The sequence below is a fragment of the Kitasatospora sp. NPDC056327 genome, assembly GCF_042261735.1.
Taxonomy (GTDB): Bacteria; Actinomycetota; Actinomycetes; order Streptomycetales; family Streptomycetaceae; genus Kitasatospora.
On record NZ_JBHJRC010000050.1, the window covers coordinates 15,865 to 36,625 of the forward strand.

Below are 20,761 nucleotides of genomic sequence, written 5' to 3' on the forward strand. Positions count from 1 at the left end.
CGGTGCATCCACACACCGTCCCCTCGCCCCCAGGAGGCCGCGCGTGGCCAGCCAGCCGCCCGTCCACGAGCCGACGAACCGACGCCGCCAGCTCCTCGGCAGGCTGTCGCTCCCCGAGCGCACCTTCATCACCGACGCCCTGCGGACCGAAACGGTCGGCGGCGTCCTGCTGCTCGCCGCAGCGGTCGTCGCACTGGTCTGGGCCAACGTCTGGCCGGACGCCTACGAGGCCGTCCTCGACCACACCGTCGGCCCCTCCGCCCCGCTCCACCTGGACCTCAGCCTGGGCACCTGGGCCAAGGACGGCCTGCTGACCGTCTTCTTCTTCGTGGCCGGGATCGAGCTCAAGCGCGAGTTCGTGGCGGGCGAGCTGCGCAGCCCCAGCGCCGCGATGCTGCCCGTCATCGCCGCCGTCTGCGGGGTCGCGCTGCCCGCCGTCCTGTTCGCCCTCACCAACGCCGGCCCCGGTGGTCACCCGAGCGGGTGGGCCATCCCGACCGCCACCGACATCGCCTTCGCACTCGGCGTGCTCGCCGTGGTCGGCAGCCACCTGCCCTCGGCGCTGCGCGCCTTCCTGCTCACCCTCGCGGTGGTGGACGACCTGATCGCGATCCTGATCATCGCGGTCTTCTACAGCTCCGGCATCAGGTTCTGGGCGCTCGGACTGGCCTTCGCCGGACTCGTGCTGTTCTGGTTCCTGCACCGGCGCGGGGTGCACGGCTGGTACCTGTTCGTGCCGCTCGCCCTGGTGATCTGGGCGCTGATGCACGAGAGCGGGGTGCACGCCACGGTGGCGGGCGTCGCGATGGGCCTGATGCTCCGCTGCCACCGGGAGGAGGGCGAGGAGCAGTCCCCCGGCGAACACATCGAGCACCTGGTGCGCCCCCTCTCGGCCGGGATCGCCGTCCCCGTCTTCGCACTGTTCTCGGCCGGTGTGACGATCTCCGGTCCGGCGCTGCGCGAGGTGTTCACCCAGGCCACGCCGCTCGGCATCGTGATCGGCCTGCTGGTCGGCAAGACCGTGGGCATCTACGGCGGCACCCGGCTGGCCGCCCGCTTCACCCGTGCCGAGCTGAACCCCCAGCTCAAGTGGGCCGACATGTTCGCCGTCTCGGTGCTGGCCGGCATCGGCTTCACCGTCTCGCTGCTGATCAGCGAGCTGGCCTTCCCCGGCGACCCGGCGCTCGCCGACCGCTCCAAGGCCGCCGTCCTGGTGGGCTCGCTGCTCTGCGCGCTGATGGCCACCGTGCTGCTGAAGCTGCGCAACCGGCACTACCGCGAGCTCTGCGAGGAGGAGGACCGCGACCTCGACGGCGACGGCATCCCGGACGTCTACCAGCTCGACGACCCGGCCTGGCAGGCCCGCACGGCCGGGCGGACCGACGGAGCGGAACCGACACGCCCGGCCGACAAGGGGCCCGACGGGACGCGCTGACCCGCCCCGACCGCCGGAACACGTCCCCCCGGCGGGGCCCCGGAGTGGTGCCCGCTCGTCCGGTAGGGGCATGATTCTGAACTGTCGACAGTCCACCGACGCCACCGGGCCCGCCCCGGTCCCCCGGAACCGCCCGGGAGCCGCACGGCCGAAGAGGAGAACCCCTGATGCCCGCAGGAGTCGCAGACCCGTCCAGCAACGGCCGGGCGCCGTACGAGGGCGAGCGTTCGGTGGGGCAGCTGTTCGCCGCGGCCACCGCCGACCTGTCCGCCCTGGTCCACGACGAGATCGCGCTCGCCAAGGCCGAGATCCGCGCCGACGTCAAGCGCGGCGTCTCCGGCGGTGTCTCGCTGGCCGTCGCCGGCGTGGTGGCGCTGGCCGCCGTCCCGATGCTGAGCGCCGCCGCGGCGTTCGGCATCCACGCACTGGGGCTCTCGCTGGGCTGGTCGTTCCTGATCGTGGCCGGCGCCTACCTGCTGCTGGCGGTGCTGCTGGGCCTGCTGGCGCTGCGTTCGTTCAAGAAGATCGAGAAGCCGGTCCGGACCATCGAGGGTGCGCAGAAGACCGCCGACGTCCTGAAGAACGCGCGGCCCCGCCCCGCGACCAAGGAGGAGATCGACCGCGCCCTGGGCCGCATTCCGTAGGCCGGCCCGCCGCCCGCCACCCACCGTCCGCCCGACGGAGCGCCGCGCGGAACCCGGACCGGACACCGGACCGATTTCCGGACTCATTGCCGGACCGGGCACCGGAGGCGGCCGGGTCCGCGCCGGGTCCCGCGCCCGGGCGGCCCGAGTGCGAGTGCCGGGCGCGTGTCCGGCGCACGGATGTGACACGCTCTCGGTATGTCGCTCGACCAGAAGCCCGTGCCCGCGCAGCCGTCCGCCGATCCCGGTGGCTCCATCCCGGCCGGCGGCTCACCGCGTGAGGGCGGCGACGCGCACGACGCGCCCCCGGCCGCCTGGGACGTCCGGCAGGCCGGGCCGTGGACCCACCGCGACCTCGCCGCCAACGGCGCGCGGTTCCACATCGCCGAACTCGGCGAGGGACCGCTGGTCCTGCTGGTGCACGGCTGGCCCCAGTACTGGTGGGCCTGGCGCCACCAGTTGACCGCGCTCGCCGCGGCCGGCTACCGGGCCGTCGCCCTGGACCTGCGCGGCATCGGCGGCAGCGACCGCACCCCGCGCGGCTACGACCCGGGCAACCTCGCCCTGGACATCACCGGGGTGATCCGCTCCCTCGGCGAGAACCGGGCGCACCTGGTCGGCCACGCCTCCGGCGGCACGCTGGCCTGGGTGGCGGCCGTGATGCGTCCCTCGGTGATCCAGAGCCTCACCGTCGTCTCGGCCGCGCACCCCCGCGACCTGCGCCGGGCGCTGCTCACCGACCGCCGGCAGATGGCCGCGTTCGAGCACGTCCTGGGCTTCCAGCGTCCGTGGATACCGGAGCGGCGGCTGGTGGCCGACGACGCCGCGCTGGTCGGCCGCTACCTGGACGCCTGGACCGGCCGCAACCAGCTGGACCGGCCGGCGGTGGCCGCGTACCGGCAGGCGATCCAGATCCCCAGCACCGCGCACTGCTCGATCGAGCCCTACCGCTGGCTGCTGCGCTCGATGGCCCGACCGGACGGCATCCAGTTCGCCCGCCGGATGAAGAAGCCGATCAGCGCGCCGACCCTGCACGTCCAGGGGGCGGCGGACCCGGTGCTGCTGTCGCACACCGCGCTGGGGGGCGGCGAGTACGTGGCCGCGCCGTACCGCTGGCGGCTGCTGCCGGGGATCGGGCACTTCCCGCACGAGGAGGCGCCGGAGCAGTTCACCGCCGAACTCCTGGACTGGATCGGCCGGCACAAGGACTGACCGCCGGGAACGGGGCCGGGAACGGACCCGGGCCCGGGCGGCCGGGCGGAAGGTCCCGGCGTCCGGATGGGCGAACGGGGTCGAAGGTCCCAACTCCCTTGATCTGACGTTCATATGACAAACGCATAGGCCTCGTTCGTGGGTCGCCGGGCGGTTACCTCCGTCGGCCCAGGGGCATCCATTGCGGTATGACCTGGATGCCCGATCGCGGCGGCGCCCCGCGCGGCCGACAGCACAGCGAAAGCCCGCGGCGCTCCGCCCACCGCTCCGAGTGGGCGGACGACCACGGATACGACGACGGCGGCTTCGACGGCCGCTACGGCAGCGGCTTCGACGGGCCCGGCGGTCACCCCCGCGCGGCGCAGCGGCAGCTCGGCATCCCACGCATCCTCGGCCGCCGTGCCCGCTGGGTCGGAGCACGGCTCCGCCGCGACACCTGAGCGCCACCGCCGGCGCGCGGAGCGTCCGGCACGCCGTCCGGCCGGAGCGCGGACCGGCCCGCGAGCCCCGCCCACGAGCCCCCGGAGCACGGACCCCTCGGTGCTCCGACGGGCCGGAGCACGGGTCGGAGCACAGGTCGGCCGGAGCACCTGCGAGCCGGCCGGCAAGCGGACCGGCAAGCGGACCGCCTGAGTACGGACCGGGCCGGAGCACGGACCGGGTCCGCGCCCGGCTCCGGTCAGAGCGCGCAGCCCTGGGTGTCCACCCGGCCGGTCGCCGTGGTGCCCTGCTCGGCGTCCGGCCGCACCTCGGCGGCGGTCAGCACGTACCCGGTGTCCGCGCTGTCCAGCGACTTGGCGAACACCATCCCGTACACCTGGCCGTCCGGCGTGAGCAGCGGGCCGCCGCTGTTGCCCTGGCGCACCAGCGAGCGGACCGAGTAGACGTCGCGGACCACCTGGCCGCGGTGGTAGATGTCCGGTCCGTTGGCCTGGATCCGGCCGCGGATGCGGGCGGGCTGGACGTTGAAGGCACCGTTCTCGGGGAAGCCCGCGACGATCGCGCTGTCGTTGGTCTTCGCCTCGCCGGCGAAGGCGAGCGCCGGGGCGTTCAGCTTTGGCACGTCGAGGATCGCGATGTCGCGCTGCCAGTCGTAGCGGACCACCGTCGCGTCGTACAGCGGGCCGGTGCCGCCGATCTGCACGGTCGGCTCGTCGACGCCGCCCACCACGTGGGCGTTGGTCATCACCCGGTGCGGGGCGTAGACGAAGCCGCTGCCCTCCAGGGTCTTGCCGCAGGCGGTGGCGGTGCCGACCACCTTGACCAGGCTCTGCCGGGCCTTCGTCACCACGGGGCTGGCCGCCAGCGCCTGGTCCGGCTCGTCGACCTGGGTGATCGGCTCGTGCTCGAAGGGGTTGAACACCTGCGGGAAGCCGTTGCGGGCGAGCACCTTGGAGAAGTCCGAGAACCAGTTGGGCGCGTCGGAGGGGAGCGTGTCCTGGACGCCACCCAGGATCGCCGAGGTGCGGACCTGCTTGGAGACGGTCGGCAGGGACGTCCCGGCCAGCGCCGAGCCGATCAGCCAGGCCACCAGCAGCATCGAGATCACGTTGACCACCGCGCCGCCGGCGGCGTCCAGGGCACGGGCCGGACGGCGGTCGATGTGGCCGCGCAGCTTCCAGCCGAAGTGGGTGGTGACCGCCTGGCCGATCGCCGCCAGCACGATCACCACCACCACCGCGATCACCGAGGCGGTCGTCCCGGGGCTGAGGTGGTCGAGGAGCAGCGGCAGCAGCTGGACGGCGAGCAGGCCACCGCCCAGGAAGCCGAGCACCGACAGCACGCCGACCACGAAGCCCTGCCGGTACCCCGACACGGCGAAGCCGAGGGCGGCGGCGATCAACAGCACATCCAGGACGTTCACCCGGACACCCTCCCACGGCGGACCACCCGGCCGGGTGGACGACCGCCGAATCCGGCCGGGGCCCACGGACCACCGGGGGCGGCGCCGGAGGAGACGCCGGGGACGGCTCCGGCCGGGGCCCCGCCGCGGGAGGGCGTCCGGCTCACGGCGCCCCGGCGTCGCGGCCCAGCACCGCGCGGGAGCGCTCCACGTCGCCCTGCACCAGTGCCAGCGCCTCGTCCGAGAGGTCGACGATCCGGTCGGCGTCCCAGGGCAGCTCCAGGCCGCTGTGGTGCAGCACCCGGTCGATCACCCCGGCGGTGAAGCCCCAGACCAGCCGCCCGCCGACCGCGAAGGCCGGGCCGAGGTGGCCGGACGGGTGCCGCAGCCGGGCCCGGTTCTCCGGGTCGGTCAGCTCCGCGATCGGCACCCGGAAGACCGCGCCGGTCTCGCCGAGGTCCACCGGCCGGACCGGCGACTCCCGCCGCCACCAGCCGAGCACCGGGGTCACCACGAACCGGCTGACCGGGATGTACAGCGCGGGCAGGGTCGCGAACACCTGCACGCCGTCCGGCTCCAGACCGGTCTCCTCCCAGGCCTCCCGCAGCGCGGCGGCCACCGGGCCGGGGCCGGCCGGGTCGCCGTCCTCCGGGTCGAGCGCCCCGCCCGGGAAGGACGGCTGACCCGCGTGCGAGCGCAGCGAGCGGGCCCGTTCGATGAGCAGCAGGTCCGGCCCGTACGCGCCCTCGCCGAACAGCATCAGCACGGCGGCGGCCCGGCCGCCCTCGTCCGGCGGCAGGAAGCGGCTCAGCTGCTGGGGCAGCACCCGCTCCGCGGCCTCCCGGACCGGCTCCAGCCAGCCCGGCAGCCCGTCCCGCTCGATCCGCGACACCTCCGGCGCGCTCACTCGGCCACCCCCCGGTCGGCCACCTGACCGTGGTGGGCGGCGGCGTCGGCACGCGCGGCGGCCTCGCCCGGGAAGTCGGCGGGCGGGCGCAGCCGCTGGCCCGGCTGACCGCCCATCTCGTACTTCAGCAGCTTCTTCGCCTTCTCCGGATCGGTCTCGCCCTCCCCGTAGGACGGGCAGAGCGGCGCGATCGGGCAGGCTCCGCAGGCGGGCTTGCGGGAGTGGCAGATGCGGCGGCCGTGGAAGACCACCCGGTGCGAGAGCATCGTCCACTCGGACTTCGGGAAGATCTCCGCGACGGCCGCCTCGACCTTCACCGGGTCCTCGTCCGCGGTCCAGCCGAACCGCCGCGCCAGCCGCCCGAAGTGGGTGTCCACGGTGATCCCCGGGACGCCGAACGCGTTGCCGAGGACGACGTTGGCGGTCTTGCGGCCCACGCCGGGGAGGGTGACCAGGTCCGCCAGCCGGCCGGGGACCTCGCCGTCGAACTCGTCGCGCAGGGCGATCGACAGGCCGATCAGCGACTTCGCCTTGTTCCGGAAGAAGCCGGTCGGCCGGATGATCTCCTCCAGCTCGGCCGGGTCCGCCGCCGCCATGTCCTCCGGCGCCGGGTACTTCGCGAACAGCGCGGGCGTCGTCTGGTTCACCCGCAGGTCGGTGGTCTGCGCCGACAGCACGGTGGCCACCAGCAGCTGGAACGGGTTGTCGAAGTCCAGCTCCGGGTGCGCGTACGGGTACAGCTCCGCCAGCTCCCGGTTGATCCTGCGCGCCCGCCGCACCATCGCCAGCCGCGACTCGGGCTTGCGCACCCCGACTGCCTTCCCCACCGGCTTCCCCGCAGACGCGGTCTTCCGGACCTTGCTCTCTGCCATGCGTGAAGGCTACGCCGGACGGCCCCGCTCCTGCGGCGGATCCGGCAGGCCCGCGCCGGTACCGGACGTCCGTGCGCCGGTACCGGCGGCCGCGCGCCGTCGTCATGTGCCGGGCGCGGTTGTCAGGGGCAGGTGACGACCTGGCCGGCCCAGGAGAGGCCGCCGCCGAAGCCGAGCAGGAGGGTGGGGGCTCCGGCCGGGACCTCGCCGCGTTCGACGAGCTTGGCGAGGGCGAGGGGGACGGACGCGGCCGAGGTGTTGCCGGACTCGACGACGTCGCGGGCGACCACCGCGCCGGTGGTGCCGAGCCGGTCGACCAGCGCCTCGACGATCCGCAGGTTGGCCTGGTGGGTGACCACCGCGCCCAGGTCGGCGGGGGTGAGACCGGCGCGGCGGCAGGCCTCCTCGGCGATCGGGGCCAGGGTGGTGGTCGCCCAGCGGTAGACGGTCTGGCCCTCCTGGCGGAACCGGGGCTGCCAGCCGTCGTCCAGCCGGACGGCGTGGCCCTTCGTCGGGTCGGAGCCCCAGACCACCGGGCCGACCCCGGGGCGGCCGGCGAGCGCCCGGTCCGGGCCGACGACCGCGGCGCCCGCGCCGTCGCCGAGCAGGACGCAGGTGGAGCGGTCGGTCCAGTCGGTGACGTCGCTCATCCGCTCGGCGCCGACGACCAGCGCGTACCGGGCGGCGCCGGCCCGGACGGCGTGGTCGGCGGTGGCGAGCGCGGTGCAGAAGCCCGCGCAGCCGTTGTTGACGTCGAAGCCGACCGCCGCCGGGACGCCCAGCCGCCCGGCGACCTGGGTGGCGATGCTCGGGCAGCGGTCCCGCGCGGTGCAGGTGGCGACCACCACCATGTCGATCTCGTCGGGCGCGAGCCCGGCGGCGGCCAGCGCCTTTCCGGCCGCGGCGGCGGCGAGGTCGGTGACGCTCTCGTCCTCGGCGATGCGGCGGGTGACGATGCCGGTCCGCTGCCGGATCCACTCGTCGCCGGTGTCGACCAGTCGGGCGAGGTCGTGGTTGGTCAGGACCTTCGCGGGCTGGTGGTGGCCCAGCGCGACGATGCGGGAACCCGGCATGGCTGCTCCTCGGTGATGGGGCGTCATCACGCCGGACTATAGCGTCCGAACGGTCGGACTCTAAAGGCCCGGAGCTCGCTACACTGGCGCGGTGAGCCCGAGAAGATCCGTCGCCGACACCCGCCGGACCCGCGCCTCGATCCTGGCCCGTGGTCTGGACCTCGCCTCGGTCGAGGGGCTGGAGGGCCTGACCATCGGCCGGCTCGCCGCCGACCTGTCGATGAGCAAGTCCGGCGTGCTGGGCCACTTCGGCACCAAGGAGGGCCTGCAGCTGGCCGTCGTCGACGAGGCGGTCGCGCTGTTCGCCCGTGAGGTGGTGGACCGCTCGGAGGCGGCCGGGGCCGCGCCGGGCCTGCCGCTGCTGCTCGCCCAGTGCGAGGCCTGGGTCTCCTACCTGGAGCGCGACCTGCTGCCCGGCGGCTGCTTCTTCACCACCGTGACCGCCGAGTTCGACGACCGCGGACCGGGGCCGGTCCGCACGGCGGTCGCGGCGCGCAACGCGCTCTGGCAGCGGCGGGTGCGGCAGCAGGTCGAGCTGGCGGTCGCCGCCGGGGAGCTGCCCGCCGGGACGGAACCCGAGCAGACCGTCTTCGAGCTGACCGGTCAGGTGCTCGCGCTCAACCACGCCCGGCGGCTGTACGGCGACCGGGGCGCCGCCGGACGCACCCGGCGGGCGATGCGGCGACTGCTGGGGCTGCCGGTCCCGGAGGACGGGGCGGCGGCGGTGCTCGCCGTGCTGCCCGCACCGCCGGACCGGGACTGACGGAGGACGGGCGGAGGACGGGCGGCGGGACGGACGGGGCGACCGGCGGAACCCGCGGTCCGGCCCGGCCGCTCCCCCGAGCCGGCCCGACCGGACCGCGGACCCCGTCGGCCCGCCCGCCCGTCCGTCCGTCCGCCGTCCGTCCTCCGCCCGTCCCGTCAGCCCCGGAACAGCGCGTCGACGTCACCGAAGCCGAGGGCACCGGCCGGCTCGGTCAGCGTGCCGCTGCCGAGCAGTTCGGCGGCGGCCCGGTGGGCGGCGCTGTAGGCGAGCTGCACCAGGCCGGTGCCGACGCTGATCCGGCGCACCCCGGCGGCGGCGAGTTCGGCGACGCCCGGTCCCCCGGCGACCGCCATCGCGTTCACCGGCAGCGGCGAGCGGGCGCACAGCGCGGCCAGCGCCCCGAGGTCCAGCAGACCGGGCACGAACAGGCCGTCCGCGCCCGCCGCCGCGTACGCCTCGGCGCGGACCAGCACGTCGTCGAGCCCGCCGAGACCGAACAGGAAGACGTCCGTCCGGGCGTTGACCAGCAGCTCCGGCAGGCCCGCCGCCTCCGCCGCCGTCCGGGCCGCGCGCAGCCGGGCGGCCTGCTCGTCCACCGCGAACAGCGGGCCGCCGACCGCCTCCGAGTCCTCCAGGTTGACGCCCACCGCCCCCGCCCCGATGAGCGCCCGCACCGTCCCCGCCACCGCGGCGGGTTCGGGTCCGTAGCCGCCCTCGGCGTCCACGGTGACCGGCAGGTCCACCGCGGCGGCCACCCGGCGGGCCGCCTCCACGGCGCTCTCGCGGTCCAGGCGCTGGCCGTCGCCCCGGCCCAGCGACCAGGAGACGCCGCCGCTGGTGGTGGCGATCGCGGACGCGCCGGCCGAGGCGATCACGGCGGCGCTCCCGGCGTCCCAGGCGTTCGGCAGCACCAGCACGCCCTCCGCGACCAGCGCCCGCAGGCGCCCGGCCTTCGCACGGAGGGCGGCGGTCGGAAGCGGGGCGGCGGTCGTGGTCATGCGGGGTCACCGGCTTTCGGGGAGGCTGCGGGCGGTGCGACGACGGCATCCTGTACCCGGCGGCCGGGCCGGCTCCAGTGATTAAGCTGGGACCGAATCCCGAGCGGGAGGTGGGGACCGTGCGGACCGAGCTCGCGCTGTCGGCCGACGACCTGGCGCGCACCAGGTTCGCCGTCTCGCCGATGTGGGAGGTGGTGACCAGCCTCCGGGTGCTGGCCCGCCCGGCCGTCCCCGCACCGCACCGGCACTGGGCCGCCCAGGTCCGCCCCCGGCTGGCCGCCGCCGGGCCCGCCGTCCGGCGGCTGGCCGCGCTGGTCCCGCCCGCAGGCCACCTGCCGGACTTCCTCACCCCCGTTCCCGCCACCGCCGCCCCCGCACTCGCCGCCGAGCTGGCCGCGATCACCGCGACCTCCCCGGACCGGGTCCGGGCCGACCTCGCCGTCCTGGCCGCCGAGCGGGACGGCCGGCTGCCCGCCCCGCTCGAACCGCTCCGGAACGATCCGGCCGGCCGGCTGCCCCTGCTCGCGGCCGACCTGGAGGCGTACTGGGACATCGCGCTGGCCCCGTACTGGGCCCGGATCCGCGCCCTGCTCGACGCGGACGTGCTGCACCGCGCCCGCCAGGCGGTCGGGCACGGCACCGCCCGGGTCCTCGGCGACCTGCACGCCACCGTCCGCTGGGAGGGCGGCGCGCTCCGGCTGACCGGGCGGCACTGCGCGGTGGATCGCCTGGACGCCGCGGCCGGGCTGGTACTGGTGCCCTCGGCGTTCGCCTGGCCCCGGGTGCTGACCCGCACGCTGCCGCCGGACCCGCCGCAGCTCGCCTACCCGGCGCGCGGTCTCGCCGCGCTGTGGGAGCACCGCCCGGCAGGGACGGCGCCGGAGGCGCTCGCCGCCGTGCTCGGCCGCTCCCGGGCCCGGCTGCTCGCCGAGCTCGACGCCCCGGCCTCCACCACCGAGCTGGCCAGGCGCACCGGGCTCTCCCCCGCCGGCGTCTCCCAGCACCTCACCGCGCTGCGCGCGGCCGGGCTGACCAGTGCGCACCGCGCCGGCCACGCGGTGCTGTACGCGCGGACCGCGCTCGCCGACGCCCTGCTCGATCCGGAACGCGCAGCCCTGCCCGGCTGACCGTCCGCGACGCCCGCCCGAAAACCGGGCCGGAACACCGCTCCAGAACACCGGTCCAGAACACCGGTCCGAACGCTGGTCCGAACGCCCGGCCGGTGGGCGGAAACGGACCGGGAGCAGGCCGGGAGGAGGTCCGGAGCGGGCCGGAGCGGGGCCTGGAGCGGACGGACGCCGGGCCGTCGCGGGAGCCGGTACCGCGGCCGACGTGGCCGGATCCGGCGGTACGAATGGCCCCGCGCAGCACACCCCGGCACACCCCCTCCTCATATGATCGGAGCGACATGCGCCATGCTTGGTGATGCAGAGCACTGTACGAACTTGTGCCGGAGGGCTTGACGGCCGGCCGGCCGAGAAGGAGGAAGCACGTGGACGACGTTCTGCGGCGCGCCGCACTCTTCGCGGCACTCGACGACGAACAGGCCGGCGAGCTGCGCGCTTCCATGACCGAGGTGACGCTCGCCCGCGGTGAGTCGCTGTTCCACGAGGGCGACCCGGGCGACCGGCTGTACGTCGTCGCCGAGGGCAAGGTCAAGCTGCACCGCGCCTCGCCGGACGGCCGCGAGAACATGCTCGCCGTCCTCGGCCCCAGCGAGATGATCGGCGAGCTGTCGCTGTTCGACCCGGGCCCGCGCACCGCCACCGCCAGCGCGTTGACCGAGGTCAAGCTGCTCGGTCTCGGCCACGGGGACCTGCAGCCCTGGCTGCACGCCCGCCCCGAGGTCTCGATCGCACTGCTGCGCGCCATCGCCCGCCGCCTGCGCCGGACCAACGACGTGATGTCCGACCTGGTCTTCTCCGACGTGCCCGGGCGCGTCGCCAAGGCCCTGCTGGACCTCTCCCGCCGCTTCGGCGTGCAGTCCGAGGAGGGCATCCACGTCGCCCACGACCTCACCCAGGAGGAGCTGGCCCAGCTGGTCGGCGCCTCCCGCGAGACGGTCAACAAGGCGCTCGCCGACTTCGCCGGCCGCGGCTGGCTGAAGCTGGAGGCCCGCGCGGTCGTGCTGCTGGACGTCGAGCGGCTCTCCCGCCGGTCCCGCTGACCCGCCGGTCCGCTGACCCGCCGCTCCCGCGCACCGCGCGGGAGCGTGCGAAAGGGCCCGTACGCTCCGGCGTACGGGCCCTTTCGCGCGGGCGGGCACGGGTGTCAGTCCGGGATGAGCCCGTGCTCCCGGAGGTACTGGAGCTGGGCCCGCACCGACAGCTCGGCGGCCGGCCACAGCGCGCGGTCCACGTCCGCGTAGACCCGCGCCACCACCTCGGCCGACGTCCGGCAGCCGGCCTCGACCGCCGTCTCCACCTGGGCCAGCCGGCCCGCCCGGTGCGCGAGGTAGTAGTCCACCGCGCCGAGCGCGTCCGCGAGCACCGGACCGTGCCCGGGCAGCACCGTCCGGACGTCGTGCTCGGCGGCCATGGTGTGCAGGTGGCGCAGCGAGTCCAGGTAGTCACCGAGCCGGCCGTCCGGATGGGCGACCATCGTGGTGCCGCGGCCGAGCACGGTGTCCCCGGTCAGGACCGCGCCGTCGTCCGGCAGGTGGAAGGTCAGCGAGTCCGAGGTGTGCCCCGGCGTGGCGACGACCCGCAGGTCGAGGCCGCCGACGTCCAGCCGCTGGCCGTGCGTGAGGCCCTCGGAGCCGAGCCGGTGCGCCGGGTCCAGCGCGCGGACCTCGGTGCCGGTCAGCTCGGCGAACCGGGCCGCGCCCTCGGAGTGGTCGGCGTGCCCGTGGGTGAGCAGGGTGAGCGCCACCCGCTTGCCCCGCTGCTCGGCGGCGTCGATCACCCGGCGCAGGTGGCCCTCGTGCAGCGGCCCCGGGTCGATCACCACCGCGAGGTCCGAGTCCGGCTCGGCGAGCAGCCAGGTGTTGGTGCCGTCGAGCGTCATCGGCGACGGGTTCGGCGCCAGCACGCAGAGCGCGCGCGGGGTGGCCGCGCCGCCGATCGCGGCGGCGGGGTCGCCCGGCAGGAGTCCGCTCACCGGCCGCCCTCGCCGTCTCGGTGCAGCAGGCGCAGCGGCAGCGACCGCACGAGGGCGCGCTGGGCGACCTCGGTGAAGCGGACCGGGCCGGCGTCGCAGGCCGGGGTGTACGGGGTGAGGCTGCGGGCGGGCATCTCGGCTGCCGTCCGGCGAGCCACGTCGTTGTGGGTCATCGGGCGTCGGTCCTTCCTCTTGTGGTGACGCGTAGCGGTGGAACGGGACATCGGAGCGGGACATCGGAGCGGGACTGTGCGGCGGGTCGGGCGGGTCCGGACGGATGCCGGCTCACCCGGTCATCGGAACGGACGGAGGTGAACGGGGAGGGCCCCGCGGGGAGCGGCCGTCAGCGGACGCGCTCCGGCGGGAAGGTGCCGTCGATGGTCAGCTCCTCGTAGCCCGGCCAGCGGACGGTCAGCCGTTCGCCGCGCACCTCGGCCCGGCCGGTCACCGGTGCCAGCGAGCGCCCGGCCGCCACCGCCAGCGCCTCGGCGGCGCTGCGCACCGGCAGCAGCTCGCGCAGCACGGTGACGGTCGGCGGCAGCATCCCGAACCGGCCCTCCTCGTAGCCCCGGACGGCCTCGGCCGGCGTGAGCCAGGCGACCCGGTCGGCCTCGCCGACCTCGCGGGCGGCGTGCTGCCCGGGCGGCAGGGCGGCGACGAAGAACCAGGTGTCGTACCGGCGCTCCTCGAAGGCCGGGGTGATCCAGCGCGCCCAGCCGCCCAGCAGGTCGCTGCGGAGCAGCAGGCCGTGGTCGCGCAGGAAGTCGGCGAAGGAGAGCTCGTGGGCCTCCAGGGCGGCGCGCTCGGCGCTCCAGTCGCGGGGCTCGGCGACGCTCCCGGCGTCCGGCCCGGCCAGCAGGACCCCGGCCTCCTCGAAGGTCTCGCGGACCGCGGCGCAGACCACCGCCTGCGCGGTCGACGCGTCCACACCGAGCCGCTCGGCCCAGACCTGCGGGCCGGGACCGGCCCAGCCCGGCTCGGCCTCCGCGTCCCGCCGGTCCACCCCGCCGCCCGGGTAGGCGTACATCCCGGCGGCGAACGCCATCGAGGTGCGGCGGCGCAGCAGGTAGGCCTCGGGTCCGGTGCCCGCGGCGGTGTCCCGCAGCAGCACCACGGTGGCGGACGGCCTGGGGACGGGCGGGGTCAGCTCGCCGGCGTCGGCCGCCCGGATCCGGGCGGGCCAGCCTGGCGGCATCGGGAGCGTCGTTGCTCGCTGGTCCATGCCCGGATGCTAAGCGTCCGGGGGCGGGGTTGGACAGGGGTGATCCCCGTTCCGACCCCGCCCCCGGCGGATGCGCGGGTTCCCGGGCGCACCGGACCGCCGGCCGCACCGGTCGTCCGGGCGGTCCGGCCGCGCCGGCGGGCGGGTGCTCCGCGCGTCCGGGTGCTCCGGACGTACGGGTCAGGCGCCGGCGCGGACGCGGACCTGGAGCTCGACCTCGACCGGGGCGTCCAGCGGCAGCACGGTCACGCCGACGGCGCTGCGGGCGTGCACGCCGGCCTCGCCGAACACCTGGCCGAGCAGCTCGCTGGTGCCGTTGATCACGCCGGGCTGGCCGGTGAAGTCGGGGGCGGAGGCGACGAAGCCGACCACCTTGACGACCTGCTCGACGAGGTCGAGGTCGCCGATCACCGACTTGACGGCGGCCAGCGCGTTCAGCGCGCAGATCCGCGCGAGCTCCTTGGCCTCCTCCGGGGTGACCTCGGCGCCGACCTTGCCGGTGTTCGGCAGCTTGCCGGCCACCATCGGCAGCTGGCCGGAGGTGAGGACGAACTCACCGGTGCGCAGCGCGGGCACGTAGGCGGCGACCGGGGCGGCCACCGGCGGCAGGGTCAGCCCCAGCTCGGCGAGCTTCTCCTCGACCTTGCTCATGCCTGCTTCTCCCGCTTGAAGTAGGCCACCAGCTGCTCCGGGTTCGGGCCCGGTACGACCTGGAGGAGCTCCCAGCCGTCCTCGCCGAAGTTGTCCAGGATCTGCTTCGTGGCGTGCACGAGCAGGGGTGCCGTCATGTATTCCCACTTGGTCATGGCCAGACTCTAGACGCTCCGTCCCGGCGGACCGGCACGGTCCGCGCCCGAGCGCGCTCCGGCGTGTGAGGTGGCCCACAAACCGGGCATGATTCGGGCCCGGCCCCCCGGGTAGTCCCGGCATCCGGCGCGGTCCCTGGTTACCCTCGCGGAAGGGCACCCGTGTGGTGCCGGCCCTCGGAGACGGACGGAGACGGAGCGTGGCACGCACCCCCGGCCAGGCGGCCCGGCGCGATCCCGACTGGGAGGGCGTGCGGTTGCACGTGGTCAGCGGCAAGGGCGGTACCGGGAAGACCACGGTCGCCGCGGCGCTGGCCCTGGCGCTGGCCGCGGAGGGCCACCGGACGCTGCTGATCGAGGTGGAGGGCCGGCAGGGCATCGCCGAGCTGTTCGGCATAGCGGCGCTGCCGTACGAGGAGCGCCGGATCGCCTCGGTCACCCCGGCCCAGCTGGGTCTGCCCGCGGACGGCGCGGACGGCGCCCCGGGCGGGCCGGGCGGCCCGGGCACCGCCAAGGCCCCGAACGGCTCGCACGGTGCGAAGAGCCCGAACGGCCCGGGCGGCTCGGGCGGCGAGGTGCACGCGCTCGCCATCGACACCGAGCTGGCGCTGCTGGAGTACCTCGACATGTTCTACAAGCTCGGCCGGGCCGGGAAGGCGCTGCAGAAGGTCGGGTTCGTCGACTTCGCCACCACCATCGCCCCCGGCGTCCGGGACGTCCTGCTGACCGGCAAGGCCTGCGAGGCCGCCCGCCGCAAGGGCCCGGACGGACGCCGCCGGTACGACGCGGTGGTGATGGACGCGCCGCCGACCGGGCGGATCACCCGGTTCCTGAACGTCAACTCCGAGGTGGCGGGCCTGGCCCGGATCGGCCCGATCCACAGCCAGGCGCAGGCGGTGATGCGGGTGCTGAAGTCGCCGGAGACCGCCGTGCACCTGGTCACCCTGCTGGAGGAGATGCCGGTCCAGGAGACCGTGGACGGCATCGCCGAGCTGCGGGAGGCCTGCCTGCCGGTGGGCGGGGTGCTGGTCAACATGGTCCGGCCGCCGGTACTGGACGCCGCGGCGGTGGCCGCGGTCGACGGCGACCACCGCGAGGAGGTCGCACTGGCCCTCGGCGAGGCGGGCCTGGGCGGCCGCTCGCGCAAGCCGGAGACCGTCCGGGCGGCGGTCGAGCCACTGCTCGATCCACTGCTGGAGCAGGCCCGGGAGCACGCCGAGCGGGTGGAACTGGAGCGCGCCCGGCGCGCCGACCTGCAGCAGCTGAAGCTCCCGACGTACGAACTCCCGTTGCTCGGCGAGGGCGTGGACCTCGGCGGGCTCTACCGGCTGGCGGGCGAACTGAAGCGTCAGGGGGCGGCGTGAGCGAGCGCAGGAGCGTGAACGGCGGCGGCAACAGGCTCGCCGTGGACGAGCTGATCGACAGCCCGAAGACCCGGATCATCGTCTGCTGCGGCTCCGGCGGCGTCGGCAAGACGACCACGGCCGCGGCGATCGGGCTGCGGGCCGCCGAACGCGGCCGCAAGGTCGTGGTGCTGACCATCGACCCGGCCCGCCGGCTGGCCCAGTCGATGGGCCTGACCGAGCTCGACAACACCCCGCGGATCGTGAAGGGCGTCACGGGCGACGGCGAGCTCCAGGCCATGATGCTCGACATGAAGCGGACCTTCGACGAGGTCGTGCTGGCCCACGCCGAGCCCGAACGGGCCCGCGCGATCATGGAGAACCCCTTCTACCAGTCGCTGTCGGCCGGCTTCGCGGGCACGCAGGAGTACATGGCGATGGAGAAGCTCGGCCAGCTGCGGGCGGCCGAGGAGTGGGACCTCATCGTCGTCGACACCCCGCCGTCCCGGTCCGCGCTGGACTTCCTGGACGCGCCGAACCGGCTCGGGTCGTTCCTCGACGGCAAGGTGATCCGGGTGCTGACCGCACCGGCCAAGGTCGGCGGCCGGTCCGCGATGAAGTTCCTGAACGTCGGGATGGGTCTGTTCACCGGCACCCTCGGCAAGATCTTCGGCGCCCAGCTGCTGACCGACGTGCAGACCTTCATCAGCGCGATGGACTCGATGTTCGGCGGCTTCCGCGAGCGCGCGGACCGCACGTACCAGCTGCTCCAGGCACCGGGCACGGCGTTCCTGGTGGTGGCCGCGCCGGAGCGGGACGCGCTGCGCGAGGCGGCGTACTTCGTGGACCGGCTGGCCGCCGACCGGATGCCGCTGGCCGGGCTGGTGCTCAACCGGGTGCACGGGACCGGCGCCCCGCAGCTCACCGCCGAGCGGGCGCTGGCCGCGGCGGAGGCGCTGGAGGAGAACGGCTCGGAGCACGCCTCGCCGGAGGCCGAGGTGCTCGCGGCCGGGCTGCTGCGGCTGCACGCCGAGCGGATGCAGGTGATGGTGCGCGAGCGCCGGACCCGCGACCGCTTCGTCTCGGTCTACCCGGACGTGCCGATCGTCGAGGTCGCCGCGCTGCCCGGGGACGTCCACGACCTGGAGGGACTGCGGGCGATCGGCGAACGGCTCAGCGGGTCCGCCGACTGAACCGGTGCGGCCGGCCCGCCGTACCGCGAGCCGGCCGGCGGAGGCGTGACGGCGGACGGCCCGCGCCGAGCGGTGCGGCCCGCGCCGGAAACGATCGCCGGACCCGGACAGCCGTCGGCCCGGGCCCCCCAGCCCGGGCTGTCCAGCCGTCCCGCTCACCCCCGGAGGGTTCACCTCCGGAGGGCTCAGCCCCGGAGGACTCAGCCCGCCTGGGCGTAGTCCGTCAGTATCACGCCGGTGGCCAGCGAGGTCTCGTACTCGGTGCGGGCCGTCTCCAGCAACCGCCGCCACGAGGTCACGGTCGGCCGACGGCGCAGCAGCGCCCGGCGCTCGCGCTCGGTCATCCCGCCCCAGACCCCGAACTCCACCCGATTGTCCAACGCGTCCGCCAGGCACTCCGTGCGCACGGGGCACCCGCTGCACACCGCCTTGGCGCGGTTCTGCGCCGCCCCCTGGACGAACAGTTCGTCCGGATCACTCGTGCGGCAGGCGGCCTGCGCACTCCAGTCGTCTACCCAGCCCATGCCGGCGCCGTCCTCTCCCGAATCGAGGCTCCCCCACGGCGGCAACGGCATATTCACCGTTGCCAGTTGAGGACGTTACGGAAGAACGACAGCTTGCAACAGCCCCTTCGGGCTCAATCTCGAATGACCCGATTGGACTATGGGTGGCGATCAGCTCACTCGTTGGAGTGATCGCAGGTCGCAAGCCTTGCCAGGGCCGCGGGCGCCACTCTCGCCACGCGTGCCGTCACACAGTGCTACCAGACACAGGGGTGCAGCCGCCAACAGCTGCCCCAAAAGCACCCCAGGAACGGGCAATTCGGGCAATTCTCATCACTCACAAGAGTGATCCATGCTGACAGAGCGAAGCTGTCGCAAGCTTGTGACAAGCCTAGGCGAACACCTGCCCCGGTGTGCGGCATTCGGCAACGTAGGGTTCTCCCCATGGCACCGAAGCGCCCCCAGGCACCCCCGCCCCCAGGCAACACCGGAGCTCCGCGCGGCAAGCGTCGCGGGTCGCCGCTGGACTACGCGGGACACGGAGTGAAGTTCCTGGGGGTCAGCGTGCTCTCAGGCGTCCTGCTGGCCGGCATGGCCCTGCCCGCCGTGGGCGCGCTCGGGCTGACCGCCAAGAACACGGCGGAGGGCTTCTCCAACATCTCGGACGACTTCAAGACGCCGCCGCTCACCCAGGCCACGCAGATCTTCGACGCCAAGGGCGGGCTGATCGCCAAGGTCTACGAGCGCGACCGCACCGTCCTCACCGCCGACCAGATGTCGCCCTACATGCGGCAGGCGCAGGTCGACATCGAGGACGCCCGCTTCTACGAGCACGGCGCCGTCGACCTCAAGGGCGTGCTCCGCGCGATCAGCAAGAACGCGGAGAGCGGCACCGCCTCCCAGGGCGCCTCGACGCTCACGCAGCAGTACGTGAAGAACGTCAACGTCGAGAAGGCCGGCGACGACCAGGCCGCGGTGCTGGAGGCCCAGCGCAAGACCCTGGGGCGCAAGATCCAGGAACTGAAGGTCGCGATCAAGCTGGAGGAGGATCTGACCAAGGACCAGATCCTCACCAACTACCTCAACATCACGTTCTACGGCCACCAGGCCTACGGGATCGAGGCCGCGTCCCAGCGCTACTTCAGCAAGAGCAACAAGGACCTCACCGTCGCCGAGGCCGCCACCCTGGCCGGCCTGGTGCAGAACCCCTCGCAGTACGACCCGGTGCGCTTCCCGGACAACGCGGTGAAGCGGCGCAACACCGTGATCGACAAGATGGTCGAGAACAAGCACGTCACCCCGGAGCAGGCCAAGGAGGCCAAGGCCGCTCCGCTGGGCCTGAAGTACAAGGACCCGCAGAACGGCTGCATCACCGCCCAGGCGGGCATGGGCTTCTTCTGCGACTACGTCCGGCACGTGGTCAAGCAGGACCCGGCCTTCGGCAAGAACGCCGCCGAGCGCAAGAAGTTCTGGGACCAGGGCGGTCTGAACATCTACACCACCCTCGACCCGGAGAAGCAGGCCGCCGCCCAGAACGCGGTCGCCAGCAGGGTCAAGGTCACCGACCCGGTGTCGGCCGCCGCCACCATGATGGAGCCCGGCACCGGCAAGATCCTGGCGATGGCGCAGACCCGCCCGTACGGCCTCGAACCGTCGAAGAACCAGACCGTCGTCAACCTCAACGTCGACGCGGCGATGGGCGGCGGCAACGGCTTCCAGCCCGGCTCGACCTTCAAGCCGATCATCGCCGCCGCCGCGCTTGAGAACGGGATGGCGCCCACCAAGGCGTTCCCGTCCGAGAACCGCATCGAGTGGCCGACGATGAAGACCTGCGAAGGCACCTGGAAGAACACGGAGAAGGGCGACAAGCGCTTCGTCCCGAACGAGAGCAAGAGCGAGGTCGGCCCCTACGAGCTGAAGCAGGCGATGGCCCTCTCGGTCAACACCTACTTCGTTCAGATGGAGCAGGAGATGGGCCTCTGCCCCGTCAAGCAGATGCTCGACAAGCTGGGCATCACCGCCACCGCCTCCGGCGCCAAGATCGACGTCGTGCCCTCGATCACCCTGGGCACCAAGGAGATGTCTCCGCTGACCATGGCGAACGTCTACGCGACCTTCGCCGCCCGGGGCAAGTACTGCACCCCGGTCGCGATCAACAGGATCAGCACGGTCGACGGCAAGGACGTCAAGGTCCCGCAGACCACCTGCTCCCAGGCGTTCTCCGAGCAGACCGCCGACGCGCTGAACACCGTCCTGCTCAACGTGACCGAGAAGGGCACCGGCGCCACCCTCGGCCTGGAGGACGGCCGCCAGATCGCCGGCAAGACCGGTACCACGGACAAGAAGAAGGCCGCCTGGTTCAGCGGCTACACCCCGCAGCTCGCCACCGCGGTCTGGATCGGCGGCCCGACCGGCGGCGTCGAGATGAAGAACATGAAGATCGGCGACACCTACTTCGGCGGTGACGGCGTCTTCGGTGCCACCGGCCCCGGCCCGATCTGGAAGATGGCCATGGACGGCGCGCTGAAGGGCGCCCCCAAGGAGACCTTCCAGACCATCGACATCCCGGACCCGGCCCCCAAGCCGGACCCGAACGCCACCCCCGGCGCCACCGCGCCGGCCGGCAACCCGGGCGACCCGAACGCGGGCGGCAACCCGCCGCCGGCCAACCCCAACCCCGGCGGCCCCGGCACCAACGCGGGCGGCGTGATCGGCGGCGGGTTCACCTTCCCGCCCGGTGTCATCGGCGGCAACGACGGCGGCAACGGCAACGGCGGGCGCGGCCGCCACTGAGCGGACCGGCCACGGCACGACGAGGGGCGCCCCGAACCGATCGGTTCGGGGC

21 protein-coding genes are annotated in these 20,761 nt (G+C 74.4%); 10 read left to right on the forward strand and 11 right to left on the reverse strand.

Annotation, left to right across the window (positions count from 1 at the left end; translation table 11 throughout):
* The first annotated feature begins 43 nt into the window (after nt 1–43).
* The 4 genes from nhaA to ACFCX4_RS10560 all read left to right on the forward strand — a co-directional run bounded on the left by nhaA (nt 44) and on the right by ACFCX4_RS10560 (nt 3,731).
* A complete protein-coding gene (gene nhaA, locus ACFCX4_RS10545) occupies nt 44–1,435 on the forward strand; it encodes a Na+/H+ antiporter NhaA (protein WP_376140504.1) in 1,392 nt (463 codons plus the stop codon).
* A gap of 167 nt (nt 1,436–1,602) precedes the next feature.
* Nucleotides 1,603–2,079: a phage holin family protein gene (locus ACFCX4_RS10550; protein ID WP_376140506.1), complete on the forward strand. Its 477-nt coding sequence runs from the start codon at nt 1,603–1,605 to the stop codon at nt 2,077–2,079.
* A gap of 198 nt (nt 2,080–2,277) precedes the next feature.
* The gene (locus ACFCX4_RS10555; protein WP_376140508.1) at nt 2,278–3,291 is read left to right on the forward strand and encodes an alpha/beta fold hydrolase; all 1,014 of its coding nucleotides are present in this window, start codon (nt 2,278–2,280) and stop codon (nt 3,289–3,291) included.
* Nucleotides 3,292–3,479: 188 nt separating this feature from the next.
* Nucleotides 3,480–3,731, forward strand: coding sequence for a hypothetical protein (locus ACFCX4_RS10560; RefSeq protein ID WP_376140510.1), 252 nt, complete (start codon nt 3,480–3,482; stop codon nt 3,729–3,731).
* A gap of 239 nt (nt 3,732–3,970) precedes the next feature.
* On the opposite strand, the gene ACFCX4_RS10565 is transcribed toward ACFCX4_RS10560, so the two are convergent.
* The 4 genes from ACFCX4_RS10565 to ACFCX4_RS10580 form a co-directional block, all read right to left on the reverse strand.
* Complete coding sequence (locus ACFCX4_RS10565) at nt 3,971–5,155, reverse strand: MarP family serine protease (RefSeq protein ID WP_376140512.1); 1,185 nt, start codon at nt 5,153–5,155, stop codon at nt 3,971–3,973.
* A gap of 142 nt (nt 5,156–5,297) precedes the next feature.
* Nucleotides 5,298–6,041, reverse strand: coding sequence for an NUDIX hydrolase (locus ACFCX4_RS10570; RefSeq protein WP_376140514.1), 744 nt, complete (start codon nt 6,039–6,041; stop codon nt 5,298–5,300).
* Nucleotides 6,038–6,913 (reverse strand): endonuclease III, encoded by an 876-nt coding sequence (gene nth, locus ACFCX4_RS10575; protein ID WP_376140516.1) that lies wholly within the window; start codon nt 6,911–6,913, stop codon nt 6,038–6,040. The genes ACFCX4_RS10570 and nth overlap by 4 nt, the downstream gene beginning before the upstream one ends.
* 122 nt (nt 6,914–7,035) lie before the next feature.
* Nucleotides 7,036–7,986: a beta-ketoacyl-ACP synthase III gene (locus ACFCX4_RS10580; RefSeq protein WP_376140518.1), complete on the reverse strand. Its 951-nt coding sequence runs from the start codon at nt 7,984–7,986 to the stop codon at nt 7,036–7,038.
* Between the two features lie 91 nt (nt 7,987–8,077).
* Between ACFCX4_RS10580 and ACFCX4_RS10585 the strand changes: the two genes are divergently transcribed.
* Nucleotides 8,078–8,749, forward strand: a complete 672-nt coding sequence (locus ACFCX4_RS10585; protein WP_376140520.1) for a TetR/AcrR family transcriptional regulator — start codon at nt 8,078–8,080, stop codon at nt 8,747–8,749.
* 158 nt (nt 8,750–8,907) lie between these two features.
* On the opposite strand, the gene ACFCX4_RS10590 is transcribed toward ACFCX4_RS10585, so the two are convergent.
* Nucleotides 8,908–9,750 carry an isocitrate lyase/phosphoenolpyruvate mutase family protein gene (locus ACFCX4_RS10590; RefSeq protein WP_376140522.1) on the reverse strand — a complete coding sequence of 281 codons (843 nt, stop codon included), beginning with the start codon at nt 9,748–9,750 and terminating at the stop codon, nt 8,908–8,910.
* A 119-nt stretch (nt 9,751–9,869) separates the two neighbouring features.
* Between ACFCX4_RS10590 and ACFCX4_RS10595 the strand changes: the two genes are divergently transcribed.
* Nucleotides 9,870–10,877, forward strand: coding sequence for a DUF5937 family protein (locus ACFCX4_RS10595; protein ID WP_376140524.1), 1,008 nt, complete (start codon nt 9,870–9,872; stop codon nt 10,875–10,877).
* Nucleotides 10,878–11,242: 365 nt separating this feature from the next.
* A complete protein-coding gene (locus ACFCX4_RS10600) occupies nt 11,243–11,917 on the forward strand; it encodes a Crp/Fnr family transcriptional regulator (RefSeq protein WP_030288117.1) in 675 nt (224 codons plus the stop codon).
* 104 nt (nt 11,918–12,021) lie between these two features.
* Here the strand turns inward: ACFCX4_RS10600 and ACFCX4_RS10605 are convergent, their stop codons facing one another.
* The 5 genes from ACFCX4_RS10605 to ACFCX4_RS10625 form a co-directional block, all read right to left on the reverse strand.
* On the reverse strand, nt 12,022–12,849 hold the full coding sequence (locus ACFCX4_RS10605) for an MBL fold metallo-hydrolase (RefSeq protein WP_376140526.1): 828 nt from the start codon (nt 12,847–12,849) through the stop codon (nt 12,022–12,024).
* Nucleotides 12,846–13,022 (reverse strand): hypothetical protein, encoded by a 177-nt coding sequence (locus tag ACFCX4_RS10610; protein WP_376140528.1) that lies wholly within the window; start codon nt 13,020–13,022, stop codon nt 12,846–12,848. The genes ACFCX4_RS10605 and ACFCX4_RS10610 overlap by 4 nt, the downstream gene beginning before the upstream one ends.
* 170 nt (nt 13,023–13,192) lie before the next feature.
* Nucleotides 13,193–14,071: an NUDIX hydrolase gene (locus tag ACFCX4_RS10615; RefSeq protein WP_376140530.1), complete on the reverse strand. Its 879-nt coding sequence runs from the start codon at nt 14,069–14,071 to the stop codon at nt 13,193–13,195.
* A 180-nt stretch (nt 14,072–14,251) separates the two neighbouring features.
* On the reverse strand, nt 14,252–14,722 hold the full coding sequence (locus ACFCX4_RS10620) for a RidA family protein (protein ID WP_376140532.1): 471 nt from the start codon (nt 14,720–14,722) through the stop codon (nt 14,252–14,254).
* On the reverse strand, nt 14,719–14,877 hold the full coding sequence (locus tag ACFCX4_RS10625; protein ID WP_376140534.1) for a hypothetical protein: 159 nt from the start codon (nt 14,875–14,877) through the stop codon (nt 14,719–14,721). The genes ACFCX4_RS10620 and ACFCX4_RS10625 overlap by 4 nt, the downstream gene beginning before the upstream one ends.
* A 200-nt stretch (nt 14,878–15,077) precedes the next feature.
* On the opposite strand from ACFCX4_RS10625, the gene ACFCX4_RS10630 reads away from it, so the two are divergent.
* Both ACFCX4_RS10630 and ACFCX4_RS10635 read left to right on the forward strand, forming a co-directional pair.
* Nucleotides 15,078–16,241, forward strand: coding sequence for an ArsA-related P-loop ATPase (locus tag ACFCX4_RS10630; RefSeq protein ID WP_376140536.1), 1,164 nt, complete (start codon nt 15,078–15,080; stop codon nt 16,239–16,241).
* Nucleotides 16,238–17,413 (forward strand): ArsA family ATPase, encoded by a 1,176-nt coding sequence (locus tag ACFCX4_RS10635; RefSeq protein ID WP_376140538.1) that lies wholly within the window; start codon nt 16,238–16,240, stop codon nt 17,411–17,413. Before ACFCX4_RS10630 ends, ACFCX4_RS10635 begins: the two co-directional genes overlap by 4 nt.
* 200 nt (nt 17,414–17,613) lie before the next feature.
* Here ACFCX4_RS10635 and ACFCX4_RS10640 read toward each other — a convergent pair whose 3' ends face one another.
* Nucleotides 17,614–17,937, reverse strand: coding sequence for a WhiB family transcriptional regulator (locus ACFCX4_RS10640; RefSeq protein ID WP_376140540.1), 324 nt, complete (start codon nt 17,935–17,937; stop codon nt 17,614–17,616).
* Between the two features lie 423 nt (nt 17,938–18,360).
* Here ACFCX4_RS10640 and ACFCX4_RS10645 point away from each other — a divergent pair, with 423 nt between their 5' ends.
* The gene (locus ACFCX4_RS10645; RefSeq protein ID WP_376140542.1) at nt 18,361–20,709 is read left to right on the forward strand and encodes a transglycosylase domain-containing protein; all 2,349 of its coding nucleotides are present in this window, start codon (nt 18,361–18,363) and stop codon (nt 20,707–20,709) included.
* Nucleotides 20,710–20,761 lie beyond the last annotated feature (52 nt).

What these genes read in the sequence shown, in the direction of transcription:
- ACFCX4_RS10555 (WP_376140508.1), top strand. Translation starts at nt 2,278, where the DNA reads ATGTCGCTCGACCAGAAGCCCGTGCCCGCGCAGCCGTCCGCCGATCCC.
- ACFCX4_RS10560 (WP_376140510.1), top strand. Translation starts at nt 3,480, where the DNA reads ATGACCTGGATGCCCGATCGCGGCGGCGCCCCGCGCGGCCGACAGCAC.
- ACFCX4_RS10550 (WP_376140506.1), top strand. Translation starts at nt 1,603, where the DNA reads ATGCCCGCAGGAGTCGCAGACCCGTCCAGCAACGGCCGGGCGCCGTAC.
- ACFCX4_RS10615 (WP_376140530.1), bottom strand. Translation starts at nt 14,071, where the DNA reads ATGGACCAGCGAGCAACGACGCTCCCGATGCCGCCAGGCTGGCCCGCC.
- ACFCX4_RS10580 (WP_376140518.1), bottom strand. Translation starts at nt 7,986, where the DNA reads ATGCCGGGTTCCCGCATCGTCGCGCTGGGCCACCACCAGCCCGCGAAG.
- ACFCX4_RS10625 (WP_376140534.1), bottom strand. Translation starts at nt 14,877, where the DNA reads ATGACCAAGTGGGAATACATGACGGCACCCCTGCTCGTGCACGCCACG.
- ACFCX4_RS10645 (WP_376140542.1), top strand. Translation starts at nt 18,361, where the DNA reads ATGGCACCGAAGCGCCCCCAGGCACCCCCGCCCCCAGGCAACACCGGA.
- ACFCX4_RS10620 (WP_376140532.1), bottom strand. Translation starts at nt 14,722, where the DNA reads ATGAGCAAGGTCGAGGAGAAGCTCGCCGAGCTGGGGCTGACCCTGCCG.
- nth (WP_376140516.1), bottom strand. Translation starts at nt 6,913, where the DNA reads ATGGCAGAGAGCAAGGTCCGGAAGACCGCGTCTGCGGGGAAGCCGGTG.
- ACFCX4_RS10590 (WP_376140522.1), bottom strand. Translation starts at nt 9,750, where the DNA reads ATGACCACGACCGCCGCCCCGCTTCCGACCGCCGCCCTCCGTGCGAAG.
- ACFCX4_RS10640 (WP_376140540.1), bottom strand. Translation starts at nt 17,937, where the DNA reads ATGGGCTGGGTAGACGACTGGAGTGCGCAGGCCGCCTGCCGCACGAGT.
- ACFCX4_RS10610 (WP_376140528.1), bottom strand. Translation starts at nt 13,022, where the DNA reads ATGACCCACAACGACGTGGCTCGCCGGACGGCAGCCGAGATGCCCGCC.